Source organism: Dictyoglomus sp. NZ13-RE01 (assembly GCA_002878375.1).
In the GTDB taxonomy this organism is placed as follows: domain Bacteria; phylum Dictyoglomota; class Dictyoglomia; order Dictyoglomales; family Dictyoglomaceae; genus NZ13-RE01.
On the sequence record NIRF01000015.1, the window covers coordinates 1 to 16,021 of the forward strand.

A 16,021-nucleotide genomic window follows, 5' to 3' on the forward strand; every position below is an offset into this window, starting at 1 on the left:
CAGGAGCTGGGTAGCCAAGTCCGTACGGGATAAGCGCTGAAAGCATCTAAGCGCGAAGCCCACTCCGAGATAAGGTCTCCCACGGGGAAAACCCGGTAAGGCACCTCCGAGAAGAGGAGGTAGATAGGCCGGAGGTGGAAGCGCAGCAATGCGTTAAGCCGACCGGTACTAATATGCCGAGGCTTTGGTGCCTGGCTGGTTATTATGGTAGGTCTAATTAGAGATATAGAGGAAAGGAGGGAGGAGGTTACTGGTGATTAGAGCGGAGGGGAAACGCCCGTTCCCATTCCGAACACGGAAGCTAAGCCCTCCAGCGCCGATGGTACTGCCCTGGCAACGGGGTGGGAGAGTAGGTCATCGCCAGAGAACCTCCTCTTAAAATGGACTTATAAGTACTTCCAGGCGAGGTCCCCTTCCCCCCTCACCCATCACCCCCTACCTCGCCTGGAGGTTTTAAATGGAGGTGTTTATGAAAAAAATATTATTATTCATACTAATTATATTGTCATTAGCCCCTTTTTATGTTTTCAATTTGCACATGCGGATAACAACGAAATAAAAATAGGTACAATAGCTATAAACTTCAGTCTTCCAGATTTAAATGGAAAAACTCATTCTTTAAAGCAATATAAAGGTAGTGTAATTTTACTCAATTTTTGGGCTACTTGGTGCCCTCCTTGTAGAGCGGAAATTCCAATACTCTCTAAAATTTACAAAAACTATAAAAAATCTGGATTTAAAATTATTGCGGTTAGTTTAGATAATGATATTAATAAAGTGAAAGCCTTTTTGAATGAGAACCCTGTTGAATTTACGGTTCTTTTTGACAAAAAAGGTGAGGCAGGCTATAAATACAGTATCTATGCTATTCCTACATCTTTTCTAATAGACAAAGAACTAATAATTAGGGAAATTTATATAGGAATGATAGACGAGAAAAAGTTTGTCAGTGATTTGAAAAAATGGTTAAAATAATAAAATACTTTTTGATTTTTTTGGGAATTATTTTTTTATATCTTGGCTTAGTTAAAGGTGATTTTTTTATAATTTTTAGAAATGCAACGTTATTATGTCTTTCTTGTATAGGCATTAGTAATTAGTTTTGATAATTCTTTTTTCGCTAATCACATAATCAACTCTGATATCATGAAGATCATGGGGAATTTTCTCTAAAATTAGATCATCATAAGTTAATCCTACTTTTATTGGCTTTTTTAGATTATTTAAAAATCTATCGTAATATCCTTTTCCATAACCGATTCTATAACCTTCAAGATCAAAGGCTATACCAGGTACAATAATTAAATCAATTTCTTCCAAATTTATATCTATGCTAACCTCAGGCTCCATTATCCCATATTTACCTGTTTTTAAATCATTAAAGCTTTTAATCTCACCTACCAACAAAAGATCATCTTTTACTATAGGACAAAGAACTTTTTTACCTTCTAATAGAGCATGATATATGATAAAACGAGTGTCTACTTCACTTTTGAATGATACATAAGTATGAATAATTTTTGCAGTCTTCCATATATTTAGGGATTGAAGGTTGTTAAATATCTCATGAGATTTCAATTCCCTATTTTCTATGGAGTCTCTTTTTTTTATTAATTGTTTCCTAAGTTCTATTTTGTTCATCGTCATAGTATTAGATTATAACATGAAAAATAATTGTTTATAATTTTTGAGATAAGCTAAGAAGAAAATTGAGAGAATTATTTTGATCACCAAAAATAACAAATCTAATACTGTCAATATAATCCCTCCAGGATATATTATTTGGATGTTTTAATATTAGAGGGAAATTATCTTTGGATAATAGAAAAACTATTTCTAACTCGTATAAATAAAAGGACTTTATAATTCTAAAGCTTAAATTTATAAGAAATGGATAGTTTAAGTAACTTAGTGAAAAAATTGCCTTCTGAGGTATGCTCATCTTAAAATCTCTATATCCCTCATATCCACTTATAAGAGGTTGAAATACAATATTACCATATTCGTCATAGTATTCTCTATTTGAATTTGCAGTAGCTTCTGTGAAAGGTACATCTTTCCAAAAAATAATTCCATATAAGTCTATTAGAGATATAGTTATAAGTAACCTTGGATTTAATTTAAGAAAAATATCTAAATCAAAACTTAAACCAAAGCCTCTTCCTGGTATAAGATCATTTCTTTTATATAATAAATTTTTGTTGTATGAATATTCTAAGTTTAGATTAAATTGATAGCTTTCTTCATCTAATCTTGAAAAGATACCACTGAGTTTTCCTTTTTGTAAATCAATCCCATATAAAACTTTGAAATTTAAGAGTATATCAAGTCTTTCTAAATTAATCTTCTTTGATAACATTCCACCAAAAACAGAATATCCTTCTAAGTTAGCTAAAATGTTGTAACTTTCTCCTACGGATATAGAATTTTTGTTAATAATTTTTTTAAGAAGGTTTAAAGTAGAATCATTTATTTCAAAAGTATATTCTGAGTAGTAAAAGCCTGTAAGTTTCCAATTCTTTGCTGGAAACTCTAACTTCCCATTGGTAAAAAGAAAGTAGAAAGTTTTGTTAAATATCGATGTGTCTAAAATATTTAGGGAATATGGGAAGGAGTTTTCCAAGTCTAAAAAATTACTATATGCATTAAAATAAACTGATAAGTTATTATCAAGTAGATTATACCCTAATGTAAATTGAATTAATAATAATGGTAAAATTAAGAGAAATATAAAATATTTAATAGGTAAAGAGGGAGAGTTTTTGCCTCTCCATCTTTTTATTTTATTATTAGAATATGGACTCAATATATCCGTCACTGTATCTAACCATGGGAATTCCTGATTGTAGATAAAGATCCGCTAAATTTGCTCCTATATTATTCTTTATACACCCAGTGAATGTATTGTCACCTGTTTCATTCCCATCTACTTTGAAATATAATGTCAAATTATCCTGGTTTTTCATATATACCTCCATTATCTCAATTCCTTCATTATAATAGCTTTGGGCTTCTTGATAAGTTTTTAGCCAAACCTTGCTACCATCAGGATTTGTTCTTTCATATCCCGCTTGAATCTTGTATAGTTGATACTCATCGTGTAGTATGCTTAAATTCGCATCAATCTTTGGCCTTTTTGGAGCCTCTATGTGTCCATTAAAGCTTGCTTGCCATTTAGAATAGTTATCAGGTCCATCTGGTATATGTGGATTATAATCATCTGGATTTAAGTTTTGAGCTGAGATTGTTCCTGTAAAGTATGCTCCAGTTGGAGATCCATCTTTCATTTCTCTAAATGTGCCTGTAAAAGATATATTTGTTGGAGGATTATTTGTAGCATTGTTTGGTAAATTCACAAGTTTCCCATCTCCTATCAAATTACCTTCTGCTTGGATAGTAGTTGTTGTAATTTTACCCCCAATTTGGAGTTTTACTAAGTAAGGAAGATATCTATCCTTTGGTGTATCATAAAATTCTCCAAACTCAACATATAGTCCAGTCTGGTTAAAATCAATGTTTAAGTAGGAGGATGTTATATTTCCTTTAATGGAAAGGGTTTTAAGAGGGTTAGAGTCAGAAAAATAAGTAGCGTTAAAGTTACCGCCTACTACTAAATTTCCATCTTTGGTTTTCATCGTTGCATTTATATTTCCAGATGTTAGTTGATTATTGTTATTGAATTGAACTATGATGCTTCCTTCATCGATTTTTTCATTTGAAATATATCCCTCAAAGGTGCATGATTGATTTTCAACTTGAGTAATTGTTAAATTATAGTTCATTTCAGTATATGTAAAATTGAAAGTTCCTGATCCTGTTGTTTGGCTTATACAGTTGATTATAAATCCAACTCTTTGCATGGTCTCACTGAGATCTGGCACTATCTTTTCTTCTATCTCTTCTGAAAATCTCTGGAATGGTGTATCAACAATTCCTGGAACTCCTATTCCTTTATAATCATGAATAGTTAAAACAATATTTCTTAGATCAGAAATCAAAGCTTTTGCCTTTGCAATATCTCCGGATTGGTTAGTTGTAAAACTCCAAATAGGACCATTTGTTACTCCTCCTTTTACATCTTTTGCAACGATTTTCCAATAATAAGTAGTATTGTAGTTTAGATCAAAAATTTGATAGCTATTATTATTATGATTTTCTTTAATTTTTGGCAAAGAGTTTTAATTTGTACCGAAATATATATCGTATACTAATGCATCCCCATCAGGATCACTGCAAGACCAGCTTAAAACAGGGTTAATAGTTACTCCTGGGGCTTCATTTGGTGGGAATGGATCTTGAGGGATATTTGGGGAATTGTTTTGAGGTTTTGGAACACATCCACCCATTAAAAGAAGTAGGATCAATACTATTGGGAACCATCGGATCTTTTTCATTTTTTACCTCCCCACTTTAGTTTTTAGGAAGAGGAGCTCTTCCATAAATCACTTTATAATGTAAAATTAATTAAATCAAGTGATCTACGTCACACTTTTTATAAATTTCTATTGCTATTTTTAATATTTTTTTGTATACTTAAAACAGATTTATGTAGTATAAATAGTGTTATTATGTAAAAATAGTAGAACAGTTTAAAGTGGGAAAAACCCCACTTTTTCTTTTTAAAAATGAAAGATCAAATTAAAATGGAGATTATTAATAAAATAAAGACGATTGTAGAGCCTATTCTTCAAAGAGAAGGAATAGAGCTGGTAGATATTGAGTATCAAAGAGAAAAATATGGATGGGTATTAAGAATATTTATTTTTAAAGAGGGAGGAGTTTCTGTAGAGGATTGTGCTTACGTAAGTGAGAAGGTTAGTAAGGAATTGGATTATTATGATCCAATTCCTCATTCTTATATCTTAGAAGTTTCTTCGCCTGGATTAGATAGACCTTTAGTTAAAATTAACGATTTCAAAAGAAATGTTGGGGAAAAAGTAAAGGTTATTTTAAGAGAGAATGAGGAATACGAGGGAAAAAGAATTTTTGAGGGCAGAATAGTAAATGTTTACAATGATATAGTAATTTTTGAGGTGAAGGGAAAAATTGTAGACATTCCTTTGCAGAAGATTCATCATGCAAAAATTATAGTTGAATTCTGAGGAGGGAATAATATGAAATTAGGTGAAGATTTCTGGGTTGTTTTAGAGCAAATTATTAAAGAGAAAAAGATTAATAGGGAGACAATATTAGAGGCTCTTAGGAGAGCTCTTTTATCTGCTTTTAAGAAGACCTATGGGACTAGTAAGGGAGCAAGAGTAGAGATCGATCTTGAAAACCAAGAAATAAAGATTTATGTCACTAAAAAAGTTGTAGATCAAGTTAAAGATCCTATGGCAGAAATATCCCTTGCAGATAGCAAAAATATTAACGAAAATTCCCAACAGGGTGATGAAATAGAGATAGAAGTAGAACCACAAGAGTTTGGAAGAATAGCTGTTCAAGTGGCAAAACAGGTTATAATTCAAAGCTTAAAAGAGGCAGAAAGAAGAGTGCTTTATGAAAAGTATAAAGCAAAAGAGGGAGAAATAATTGGAGGTTCTATTTTAAGAATTGAGAGGGGAACAGTTTATGTAAAGCTACCCGACATAGAAGCTATTCTTCCTTATAAGGAACAAATACCAGGTGAACAATATTTGATAGGGAGAAGAATAAGAGCATATCTTCTTGAAGTACAGAAGACCACAAAAGAGCCATTGATTATTCTTTCCCGTAGCCATCCAAATTATTTGAAAAGATTGTTGGAGCTTGAGGTTCCAGAGATAAAGGATGGAATTGTAGAGATAATGAATGTAGTAAGGGATCCTGGAGTAAGAGCAAAAGTTGCTGTACGCTCTAACTTACCTGAAGTTGATCCTATAGGTGCCTGTATAGGATTTAGAGGGCAGAGAATACAAAATGTAATAAATGAACTTAATGGAGAGAAAATTGATTTAATTTTATGGAGTAGTGATCCTGCGGAGTATATTGCAAGAAGTCTTGCACCTGCAAAACCAATAAGGGTAGAACTTCACGAAGATGAGAGAAAGGCTGTAGTAATTGTTCCACCTGATCAATTGTCTTTGGCAATAGGGAAGGATGGTCAAAATGTAAGGCTCGCTGTTCGTCTTACTTCTTGGAAAATTGATATAAGAACTGAGGATACAAAACAGGAAGGTAAAGTAGAGGATAAAGCAGTTGTTAAAAATGAGTAAGAAAGGTCATATACCTATTAGAACATGTATAGGATGTGGAGAAAAAAAGCCTAAAAGGGAATTGATAAGAATAGTTAGGCAGGATGATAAGATAATTATTGATACTACGGGAAAGGCTTCTGGAAGAGGGGCTTATATATGTGTTAGTTTGGATTGTTTAAATAAGGCATTGAATAAGAGTAAATTGTCCTATGCTTTAAAATGTACTGTAAGTTCTGAAGATATTGAAATTTTAAAAAAAGAACTACAAAAAGAAATATTAAGACGGGGGGAGAAAGATGAAAAAAAGAATTTATGAGCTAAGTAAGGAGTTAGGAATAGAAAGTAAAGAACTAATGAAGATGCTTACTGATTTGGGGTTTTCCTTTAAATCACCTTTAAGTAATATAGATGCTGAGACTGAGGAAGTTATAAAGGACTTATTAAAGGAGAAGGAATCTAAAAATTCTTCTCCCCCCACATCTCAGGTTGTTGTAGAAGAGAAAGTAGAAAAAGAAATTGAAGTTAAGGCAGTTCAGAAGGAAGAAAAGAAAGAGGATACAAAAAAGGAGAAGGTTATAAAAATTCATGGTTCTATTACAGTAAGAGAACTTGCAGAATTGATGAATATTTCTCCTACGAATTTGATTTTAAAACTTATGGAAATGAAAATAATGGCCAATGTGAATCAATTATTGGAACCTGATGTGGTTAAGAAAGTTTGTGAGAAATTTGGTTATAAAGTTGAAGAAGTAAAAAAGATTGAATTAGTAAAGAAGAAAGGACTTACTCCAGAAGAAGAAAAGAGATTAAAGCCAAGACCACCTGTTGTGGTTGTAATGGGACATGTGGACCATGGTAAAACTACACTCTTAGATGCTATAAGAAAGACAAATGTGGCGGAGAGAGAGTATGGTGGAATTACCCAGCATATTGGAGCATCGGTGGTAGAATACAAAGGGAAAAAAATAGTATTTTTAGATACCCCTGGACACGAAGCATTCACTGCTTTGAGAGCACGAGGGGCTCAAGTTACTGATATTGCTGTTTTAGTTGTTGCTGCGGATGATGGAGTTATGCCTCAAACTGTAGAGGCTATAAATCATGCAAAAGCTGCTGATGTACCAATTATTGTTGCTATAAATAAAATTGACAAACCAGAAGCCAATGTTGAGAGAGTTAAACAGCAATTATCAGAGTATGGGTTAATTCCAGAAGAGTGGGGCGGAGATACTGTAATGGTGCCTATATCAGCAAAAAGAAGACAGGGAATTGATGATTTATTAGAAATGATTCTCCTTGTTGCAGAAATACAAGAATTAAGAGCGGATCCATCAGCAACTCCTAAAGGAGTTATTATCGAAACAAGAATAGATAAAGGGAGAGGTCCAGTTGCAACAGTTATAGTACAAGAAGGTACTTTGAAAATTGGGCAGTATTTTGTTGCAGGCGATGTAAAGGGTAAGGTTAGGAGTATGTTTGATGATAAAAACAATCCATTAAAGGAGGCAGGACCTTCTCAGCCAGTAGAGGTTTCAGGTTTTGAGGACTTACCACAAGCAGGGGATATCTTCCAAGTAGTTTCAAGTGAAAAGGAAGCAGATGAAATTTTGGAGGAAAGGAAAAAGCAAAAAGAGGTATCAACTTTTGAATTGGTTGGAGAGGGAGAAAAAATTCTTCCAATTATTATAAAGGCAGATACGCAAGGCTCATTGGAGGCTATTCTTCAAACCATAAGTAAGATGGATAGTGAGGACGTTACATTAAAAATTATTCATTCAGCAGTAGGAAGTATAACTGAAAGTGATGTTATGCTTGCATCTGCATCAAAAGCTATGATTATAGGTTTTAATGTTAGACCTGATAGTAAAGCAAATAGTGCTCTTTCCAGAGAAAAAGTCCAAGTAAAAACTTATAGAGTGATATATGAGATTATAGATGACTTGAATAATATAATTAAAGGATTGAAGGCTCCCGAAGTTAAGGAAGTAATAATAGGAAGAGCTGAAGTTAAAGCTACATTCAATATTCCAAGAGTTGGTACTGTAGCTGGTGTATTTGTTAGAGAGGGTAAAATTCAGAGGAATGCCAGAGTACGTTTGTTAAGAGATGGTGTGATAATCTATGATGGTAAAATTGCATCTTTGAAGCGCTTTAAAGAAGATGTAACTGAGGTTTTGACTAATTTTGAATGTGGAGTAGGATTGGAGAATTTCGGAGATATCAAGCCAGGAGACCAATTAGAAGTTTACGTTTTGCAGAATCAATAGTTTATGGTTGTTGGTGTTTGTAGAATAATATTGTCAATTCCAGAAAGTTTTTCTCTAAAAGAGAAAAGAAGAGTAAAACAGAGCATAACTGAAAAAGTTAGAAGTAGGTTTAATGTTTCTATTGCTGAAATAGAGTCACAGGATATTTTGAATCAATTAGTCTTGGGAATAAGTTGTGTGTCTACAGATTCTAACCATATATATAAAGTATTTTCAGAAGTTATAAGCTTAGTGGAAAAAGAAAAAGACAGCTACATAGTAGACTATGAAATAGATATATTTTGATTAAGAAGGAGATGATTACATTGAAACAGAGACAAGAAAGGCTAAGTGAACTACTTAGGATTGAAATTAGCGAGATACTTTTGAAAAGAGTAAAAGACCCAAGGATATCTTCCTTTTTGTCTATTACAGAGATCAAATTAAGTAAGGATTTGAGGTATGCTCATGTTTTTGTTAGTGTATTTGGCAATGAGGATGTAAAGAAGAATACTCTTAAAGGTTTGGAGAGTGCAAAGGGGTTTATTAAGAGCGAAATTGGAAAAGACCTTAGGTTGAGATTTATACCAGAAATAATATTTGAATTAGATGACTCCTTAGAAAGAGGAGATAGAGTACTTAGAATAATGAAGGAATTAGGACTGGATGAGGAAGAATAAAACTGTTAAGAGAATTTGGGAAGTTTTGAATAGTGAAGACAATTTTTTGTTAGTTACTCATAAAAATCCTGATGGAGATGCTGTTGGCTCCATCTTAGGATTATATTATTTTTTACTGGAAAGGAATAAAAAGGTCGATCTTTATATTCCAGGGGGCATTCCTTACTTTTATCAATTTTTGGCTGTTGAGAATTTAAGCACCTTTGATTGCAATAAAAGTTATAATGTTGCAGTTTTTTTGGATTGTGGTGATGTGGAAAGAATTGGTGAGAATAATGGCTTTATAGAAAAAATTCCTTTAATAATTAATATTGATCATCATCCAACCAATACTTATTTTGGAAATATTAACTTAGTTGACCCTTCCGCCTCTTCTGTAACTGAAATATTAACAAATTTAATTTTAAAGTTTGACAAGAATATATCAGAAAAGACCGCTGAATGTTTTTTAACAGGTCTTATTACAGATACAGGAAGTTTTAGATTTAGCAATACAACTATAAATTCTTTAAAAACAGCTATAAAGTTAATGGAAAAGGGTGCAAACATCTCCTATATTTCTAAAGAAGTCTATGAAAAGAAAAGTTTATCCTCTCTTAAACTTCTTGGCACAGCATTAGTCAGGTTAAGAAGCGAGGACGGAATAGCTTATAGTTTTATTTCCCAGGAAGATATGATTGAGAATAATGCAAAAATTGAAGATATTGAGGGTATTATTGATGTTATAAGAACATTGAGAGAAAGTAAAATAGCAGTTTTATTTTATCCTATTTCATCTCAAACTACAAAAGTTAGTCTTAGGTCAAAATCGCAGAGTATAGATGTAGGTTCTATTGCTAAAAGTCATGGTGGGGGAGGGCATAAAGAGGCTGCAGGATTTGAAAAATTAGGAAAACCAGAAGATGTTTCTAAAGAGATTATACAAGAGTTAAAAGAATATATTAAGAGAAATGAATCATTTCTTATTAGTAAATAAACCACCTGGAATATCTACTTACTATATTGTTGAAAGAGTTAAAGAAATTACAGGAATCAATAAAGTTGGGCATATGGGGACTTTAGATCCAAGAGCTTGTGGTCTTGTAATCATTGGTTTGGATAAGGCAGTTAGGTTAGAAGAATTTATAATTAGATTAGATAAAACTTATATTACAGAGATAATTTTTGGAATAAAAAGTGATAGTTTTGATAGAGATTCAAAAAGTTTTTATTATCAACCTGTAGATATAAATGTAAATGATGTAGAAAGAGAGTTAGAATATTTAAAAGGAGAAATGGAGCAAGTTCCACCAGAATTCTCAGCTGTTAAAGTAAAAGGGAAAAGGGCATATGAATTGGCAAGAAAAGGAGAAAAATTTGAATTATCTCCTAAAAAGATTACTGTTTATTCAAGTAAGTTATTATATTTCACAAAGGAAAAATTTCCAAAGGCTTTAGTTGAATTTACTGTTTCTTCTGGAACTTATATAAGAAGTTTAGTTGGGGAGTTAGGAAGTAGACTAAATGTCTTTGCCATGACATCTTTTCTTTTAAGAACTAAAATAGGTAATTTTTCTATAAATGATGCTATTCTTTTTAAAAATCTGAGAAAAGAATGGAAAGATAGGCTAATACCAGCAATAAAATTATTAAATTTGCCAACCTTTGTTATTCCTTATGAATTGGAGCCAAGAATAAAAAATGGAAATCCCATTAAAACATTTGATAATTCTATTGTTGAGGGAACAATTGCTTTAGTTAATCAAAAAGATGAATTAATAGCTATTGCCCAATATGATGGGAAATTGATAAAACCTAAAAAGGTGTTCTTATGATTGAGAAATATTTAGAAAAGGTAAAACTCAACAGTTTAGATGATAGAAATGGCTTTACAATTACTATCGGATTTTTTGATGGAATTCATAAAGGACATCAGTATATCTTAAGAGAGCTAAGGAAACACTCTTTTGAAAATAATTTGTATAGTGCAGTTATAAGTTTTGATAACGAATTTCTTAGACTTCTTAAAAAGACCCAAAGTACACTGCTTACTCTTGAGGAAAAAAAGAAATTTCTGTCCTTTTTAGGAATTGATTATTTAATGATATTAAAGTTTTCTCAGGATATTATAAAGCTAAAGCCCAAGGAGTTTATCAGAGAATTATTGGATAATATTGATATAAAGTGTATTTGTGTTGGGGAGAATTTTAGATTTGGAAAAGATAAACAAGGAGATGTTAATACTCTTAAAGAATTAGGAGACCTTTTTGGGTTTAAAGTCAGGATATTTCCTCTTCTAAAGAATAATGATACTTTATCAAGCAGTAGTATTAGAGGTTTATTAGAAAAGGGTAAAGTTGATGAGGCAAAAGAGAAGCTTGGCTATTATTATTTTATAAGAAGCAAGGTTATTGAAGGGGACAAGATAGGAAGAAGTATTGGCTTTCCTACTGCAAACATAGAGGTTCCAAATAAGATTATCCCCTCTAATGGCATATATAGAGGAAAAGTAATGGTAAATGAAAAATTCTATAAAACTGCCGTATATATAGGGAATAAACCTACTTTCAATAATCCTAAGGGTAGGATTATTGAGGCTCATATTTTAGATTATCAAGGGGATGATTTAGTTGATAAAGAAATTGAGGTTATTTTCCAAGAATTTATAAGAGAGGAGAGAAAGTTTAAAAATTTGGATGAACTTAAGGAGCAAATAGCAAAAGATGTGGACTATGTTAGAAGTTATTCTGAGAAGGTTAAGGGGATTATAACAATTGATGGTCCTGCAGGATCTGGAAAAACAACTGTTGCAAAACTTTTAGCAAAAACATTAGATTATGATTATTTAGATAGTGGTGCTTTGTATAGAGCTGTAGCCTATATGAAAATTAAAGAAAATCTTAATAGTAATGAGGATTTGATTTCTTATTTGGGGAAGAGTCCTTTTAAGTTTTTTTGGGATGGAGAGGAATTTAAAGTTTTCTATAAAGATAAGGATATCTCTAAGATTATAAGAAGTGATGAGATTGGAAGAGGGGCATCTATTGTTGGTACCATAAAAGATGTAAGGGATATATTAACTAACATGCAGAGAGAATTTTATAAAGAAAATAAGGGACTGGTTATTGAGGGCAGAGATAGTGGAACTTATGTTTTTCCTAATGCAAATCTTAAAATATATCTTACTGCGAATTTAGAAGTTAGGGCAAAAAGAAGAGCGACAGAACTTAATGAAGATTACAAAAAAATATTAGAGTCAATTAAAGAAAGGGATTTAAAAGATAGTACCAGAGCAGTTGCTCCTTTAAAGATTCCAGATGATGCATTTATTATTGATACCTCATATTTATCTCCAAAAGATGTAGTTTTGGAAATCATATCGTTGTATTTAAAGGTGTTATGAGGATTTATTCTTATAAAGAGCTTGATTCTACAATGGATATAGCCCATGAATTGGCAAAGAAAGGGGAAGAGGAAGGAACCATAGTATTGGCGGATGTTCAGAGAAAGGGAAGGGGAAGGAAGGGAAATTATTGGGAATCACCAGAGGGGGGACTTTGGTTTTCAGTAATATTTTATCCGAAACTGAGAAAGGAAGAGATAAAGTTTCTTCCCATTGTTTTTTGTGTTAGTGTTATTCAGGGTTTGGAATTATTTTTAACTAAAAGAATCAATGTTAAGTGGCCAAATGATATTGAATTAGATGGTAAAAAGGTTGGAGGTATTCTCTTAGAAAGTTCTTGGAATGGAGATAAGCTTGAATATGTTATATGTGGGGTTGGAATTAATTTATTTGTTCCTTTGGATTTTTTTAAGGATAGAAATTTAAATGCTACATCACTACTTCCTTATCTCATTGAAAAAGATAAGTTTTTAATATTAAAAGCAATATGGGAAAAGATGCTCTTAAATTATGAAAATTATCCATATAATTGGGATTTAATTTATCAATACTATTTAGAAAAATTTCCTTATGTTGGGAAAATTGCTTTGATAAGGCAAGAAGCAGACTCTAAATTTGTAAAAATACTTAAAGTTTCGAGAGAGGGTGCTTTAATTGTGGAGGAAGAGGGGGAGATTAAAAAATACGAATGGGGTGAAATAAGTGTTAGACATTAAAAGTATAAAGGGCTTTTTAATAGATTTGGATGGCTGTATTTATAGAGGAAATCAGCCTTTACCGTCTTCTAAAGAATTTATTGATTTTCTTCATAAAAGGTCTTATAAAGTGTTATTTTTAACTAATAATTCAACCCAACTCCCATCAGAGTATGTTAAAAAACTGAGGAATATGGATATATTTGCAGAAGAAAAAGAGATTTTAACTTCTGGAGTTGCAACTGCTCTCTACTTGAAAAATTGGAAACAAAAGGGAAAAGCTTATGTTATAGGCGAAAATGCGTTGAAAGAGGCTATTTTAAGTGTGGGATGGGAGATTGATGATAATGATGTGGATGCAGTGGTTGTAGGGTTAGATAGAAATTTTACTTTTGAGAAATTAAAAAAAGCAAATTATTTAATAAGAAAAGGGGCAAGATTTATAGCTACAAATCCTGATAAAACTTTTCCTCAAGAAAATTCTATAGAGCCTGGTGCAGGATCTATAGTATCTGCAGTAAGTTCTGCTTCTCAGAGAAGACCTATTGTAATTGGTAAGCCATCATCTTATATAGGTAAAATAGCTTTGTCAATGCTTGATCTTTTGCCTTCTGAGGTGGCAATAGTTGGAGATAGAATTGATACTGATGTTCTTTTGGCTAAAAGGATTAAGTCTATTTCTTTTTTGGTATTGACTGGAGTTTCTACAAATGAAGATTTGGTGAAGAGCAAGATTAAGCCAGATCTTGTTTTTAATAACCTAACTGAACTTCTAAATCTATTAGAGAATAGTCTTTAAAAAAATTAATACGGTCATCAAAAGAAATATATCTATTGTATTATTTATGAGAAAGATTTTTTTAGTAAGCTTAAGGTAATACAAATCACACAAAATTTTAATGAAGAATACAAAAATTGGTATTGAGATGTTTATGTTTAGCCAAAATAGTATAAAGATTACACCTTTAAATAAAGCTTCCAAATATTTTTCTTTTATTGGAATACCATTATTTGTAAAACTTTCTGATGAGTTAAAGTGTTTCCTCACATAATAATTAATAATAGTTCCTGCAAATACTACGATTATAAAACCTATAGAAATTAGTATTAGATAATTGCTGTTATAAAAGTTTTTCCAATATTTGCCTAAATAAGGATTTTCCCAATAAATTACTTCTTTGCTCCCTGGCAATAAGAAGATAGCCATAAGAGAAAGTAAGTGTTCTAATTGATCAAATAAAAAGTATAGCAAGTTATCTTGTTCTTTAAATTTATTAGATACTTTTACTCTGGTCCAGTCAATGTATATGTGAAAAATTGAAAGAAGTAGTAGATATATCCAAGAATATATATATTTCAAGTAGGGAACAGAAAAGATTATGGAAAGAATAAAGAATATACTTACATGTAAAAAGACTCCCCAAAAAGATCTTTTTTTCAATCTAAAAATTGTGTTTGTTTGAAGGGGAAAATCTGCTAAGAGGTGAGCAAGTAAAAGTCTTAGGAACCAGAACATAACAATCCCTTCTTCCATAAGGATATTAGATAAGGAACTATTTCAGGATCAAATTGTTTTCCTTTTTGATTTTCAATTTCTTGAATAGCATCTTCCATAGATAAGGCTTTTCTATAAGGTCTGTCAGAAGTCATGGCATCTAAAGCATCTGCAATCGCTATTATACGACCTAAAATTGAAATTTCTTCACCTTTTAAGCCCTTTGGATATCCCTTTCCATCATACCTTTCGTGGTGTTCTTCTATCCCCGGTAAAATGTCCTCTAATGAGGATAAGGGTTCTAATATTTTCTTTCCTAAGCTGGGATGTTTTTTAATTTCTTCTCTTTCTGATTGAGATAGTTCGGACTTTTTTAAGAGTATATTCTCACTTATACCAATTTTGCCTATATCATGTAACAATGCAGAAAGTTTAATCTTTTCCACTAAATTACTATTAAGACCCATTTCCTTTGCTATTAGCTCTGAATATTGAGAAACCCTCCTGGAATGTCCATGAGTGTAAGGGTCCTTTGCATCTATTGCAGAGGCCAAGGTTTCAACAACATCAAAAAATAGTTCTTTCAAATCTTTATAAAGTTTTGCATTTTCAATGGCGATTGCTGCTTGATTGGCTATAGAATAAAGTAAATTAAGATCTTCCTCATCAAATCCCTCCATACCTATTTTATTTAACACCTCTATAACCCCAATTATTTCCTCCTTTGTCTTTAATGGAACGCACAATATTGATCTTGTTTGAAAGGAGGTTAAGGAATCATATCTATGGGCAAATCTGGGATCTTTTCTAACATCATTCACAATGATTGGTTCTCCTGTTAATGCTACCCAGCCTGCAATACCTTCCCCTAAAGGTATTTTATACTGCTTAATAATATCTCCTTTTTCTCCTAAAGCAACCTCAAATATTAAAGAATTTGAATCTTTATCGAGAAGCATTAATGAGCTTGCTTCAGCATTAAGAGTCTCTTTTGAAAGTTGCATAATTAGGCTAAGAAGCTGATGAAGTTGTAAGGTAGAATTTAATTTATTACTTATTTCCTGAAGAATCTTAAGTTCATTTATCTTTTCTTCTAAACTATGAACATTATTTTCTAAAAGAGTTATTTCTCTTAAGAAAAGACCAATTACATCAAATAATATTTGGTCCTTTAAATTTAAGTGAATAGTTATTTTTGTTTTTTCTAAATTTAACTCCAATTTATCACCCGATTCTGTTCCAAATGAGTTTAAAATCTCATCTTTATGGTTTTTTACAGATAATCCATAAGAATCTATTAAATTTTTTCCCAAGAGTAAATCTAACAATCTTTTTAATCTTTCCATT

The 16,021-nt window shown here is 31.8% G+C and carries 18 protein-coding genes and 2 rRNA genes; 14 read left to right on the forward strand and 6 right to left on the reverse strand.

Annotated features, from left to right (window positions below; all coding sequences use genetic code 11):
• The 3 genes from CBR30_08415 to CBR30_08425 form a co-directional block, all read left to right on the forward strand.
• Window positions 1–191, forward strand: a 23S ribosomal RNA gene (locus CBR30_08415); the annotation flags it as partial.
• A gap of 58 nt (window positions 192–249) precedes the next feature.
• A 5S ribosomal RNA gene (gene rrf, locus CBR30_08420) occupies window positions 250–366 on the forward strand.
• A gap of 114 nt (window positions 367–480) precedes the next feature.
• Window positions 481–975 carry a thiol:disulfide interchange protein gene (locus tag CBR30_08425; protein PMQ00957.1) on the forward strand — a complete coding sequence of 165 codons (495 nt, stop codon included), beginning with the start codon at window positions 481–483 and terminating at the stop codon, window positions 973–975.
• A 114-nt stretch (window positions 976–1,089) separates the two neighbouring features.
• Here CBR30_08425 and CBR30_08430 read toward each other — a convergent pair whose 3' ends face one another.
• From CBR30_08430 to CBR30_08445, 4 genes are read right to left on the reverse strand one after another with little or no spacing between them, the layout of a single operon-like run.
• The gene (locus CBR30_08430) at window positions 1,090–1,647 is read right to left on the reverse strand and encodes a 5-formyltetrahydrofolate cyclo-ligase (GenBank protein ID PMQ00926.1); all 558 of its coding nucleotides are present in this window, start codon (window positions 1,645–1,647) and stop codon (window positions 1,090–1,092) included.
• Window positions 1,648–1,678: 31 nt separating this feature from the next.
• A complete protein-coding gene (locus CBR30_08435; protein PMQ00927.1) occupies window positions 1,679–2,806 on the reverse strand; it encodes a hypothetical protein in 1,128 nt (375 codons plus the stop codon).
• Window positions 2,790–4,172: a hypothetical protein gene (locus CBR30_08440; protein ID PMQ00928.1), complete on the reverse strand. Its 1,383-nt coding sequence runs from the start codon at window positions 4,170–4,172 to the stop codon at window positions 2,790–2,792. Before CBR30_08440 ends, CBR30_08435 begins: the two co-directional genes overlap by 17 nt.
• A gap of 6 nt (window positions 4,173–4,178) precedes the next feature.
• Window positions 4,179–4,394: a hypothetical protein gene (locus CBR30_08445; protein ID PMQ00929.1), complete on the reverse strand. Its 216-nt coding sequence runs from the start codon at window positions 4,392–4,394 to the stop codon at window positions 4,179–4,181.
• A gap of 231 nt (window positions 4,395–4,625) precedes the next feature.
• On the opposite strand from CBR30_08445, the gene CBR30_08450 reads away from it, so the two are divergent.
• Genes CBR30_08450 through CBR30_08500 form a run of 11 tightly spaced genes read left to right on the forward strand, consistent with a single transcriptional unit; the run spans window position 4,626 to window position 13,978 of the window.
• Window positions 4,626–5,102: a ribosome maturation factor RimP gene (locus CBR30_08450; protein PMQ00930.1), complete on the forward strand. Its 477-nt coding sequence runs from the start codon at window positions 4,626–4,628 to the stop codon at window positions 5,100–5,102.
• Window positions 5,103–5,114: 12 nt separating this feature from the next.
• On the forward strand, window positions 5,115–6,194 hold the full coding sequence (locus CBR30_08455) for a transcription termination/antitermination protein NusA (GenBank protein PMQ00931.1): 1,080 nt from the start codon (window positions 5,115–5,117) through the stop codon (window positions 6,192–6,194).
• A complete protein-coding gene (locus CBR30_08460) occupies window positions 6,187–6,492 on the forward strand; it encodes a nucleic acid-binding protein (protein ID PMQ00958.1) in 306 nt (101 codons plus the stop codon). The genes CBR30_08455 and CBR30_08460 overlap by 8 nt, the downstream gene beginning before the upstream one ends.
• Window positions 6,473–8,443: a translation initiation factor IF-2 gene (locus CBR30_08465; protein PMQ00932.1), complete on the forward strand. Its 1,971-nt coding sequence runs from the start codon at window positions 6,473–6,475 to the stop codon at window positions 8,441–8,443. The genes CBR30_08460 and CBR30_08465 overlap by 20 nt, the downstream gene beginning before the upstream one ends.
• Before the next feature lie 3 nt (window positions 8,444–8,446).
• Window positions 8,447–8,728 (forward strand): hypothetical protein, encoded by a 282-nt coding sequence (locus CBR30_08470; GenBank protein PMQ00933.1) that lies wholly within the window; start codon window positions 8,447–8,449, stop codon window positions 8,726–8,728.
• A gap of 20 nt (window positions 8,729–8,748) precedes the next feature.
• A complete protein-coding gene (locus tag CBR30_08475) occupies window positions 8,749–9,102 on the forward strand; it encodes a ribosome-binding factor A (protein PMQ00934.1) in 354 nt (117 codons plus the stop codon).
• Window positions 9,089–10,078 carry a hypothetical protein gene (locus tag CBR30_08480; GenBank protein ID PMQ00935.1) on the forward strand — a complete coding sequence of 330 codons (990 nt, stop codon included), beginning with the start codon at window positions 9,089–9,091 and terminating at the stop codon, window positions 10,076–10,078. The genes CBR30_08475 and CBR30_08480 overlap by 14 nt, the downstream gene beginning before the upstream one ends.
• Window positions 10,053–10,916, forward strand: coding sequence for a tRNA pseudouridine(55) synthase TruB (truB, locus tag CBR30_08485; GenBank protein PMQ00936.1), 864 nt, complete (start codon window positions 10,053–10,055; stop codon window positions 10,914–10,916). Before CBR30_08480 ends, truB begins: the two co-directional genes overlap by 26 nt.
• The gene (locus CBR30_08490) at window positions 10,913–12,484 is read left to right on the forward strand and encodes a cytidylate kinase (GenBank protein PMQ00937.1); all 1,572 of its coding nucleotides are present in this window, start codon (window positions 10,913–10,915) and stop codon (window positions 12,482–12,484) included. Before truB ends, CBR30_08490 begins: the two co-directional genes overlap by 4 nt.
• Window positions 12,481–13,200: a biotin--[acetyl-CoA-carboxylase] ligase gene (locus CBR30_08495; GenBank protein ID PMQ00938.1), complete on the forward strand. Its 720-nt coding sequence runs from the start codon at window positions 12,481–12,483 to the stop codon at window positions 13,198–13,200. The genes CBR30_08490 and CBR30_08495 overlap by 4 nt, the downstream gene beginning before the upstream one ends.
• Complete coding sequence (locus CBR30_08500) at window positions 13,196–13,978, forward strand: hydrolase (GenBank protein PMQ00959.1); 783 nt, start codon at window positions 13,196–13,198, stop codon at window positions 13,976–13,978. Before CBR30_08495 ends, CBR30_08500 begins: the two co-directional genes overlap by 5 nt.
• On the opposite strand, the gene CBR30_08505 is transcribed toward CBR30_08500, so the two are convergent.
• Together CBR30_08505 and CBR30_08510 are read right to left on the reverse strand one after the other, a co-directional pair.
• Entirely contained in the window at window positions 13,961–14,713 is a 753-nt protein-coding gene (locus CBR30_08505; GenBank protein ID PMQ00939.1) for a hypothetical protein, read from the reverse strand. The two genes, CBR30_08500 and CBR30_08505, sit on opposite strands and share 18 nt — an antisense overlap.
• On the reverse strand, window positions 14,680–16,020 hold the full coding sequence (locus CBR30_08510) for a phosphohydrolase (GenBank protein PMQ00940.1): 1,341 nt from the start codon (window positions 16,018–16,020) through the stop codon (window positions 14,680–14,682). Before CBR30_08510 ends, CBR30_08505 begins: the two co-directional genes overlap by 34 nt.
• Between the last annotated feature and the right edge of the window lies 1 nt (window position 16,021).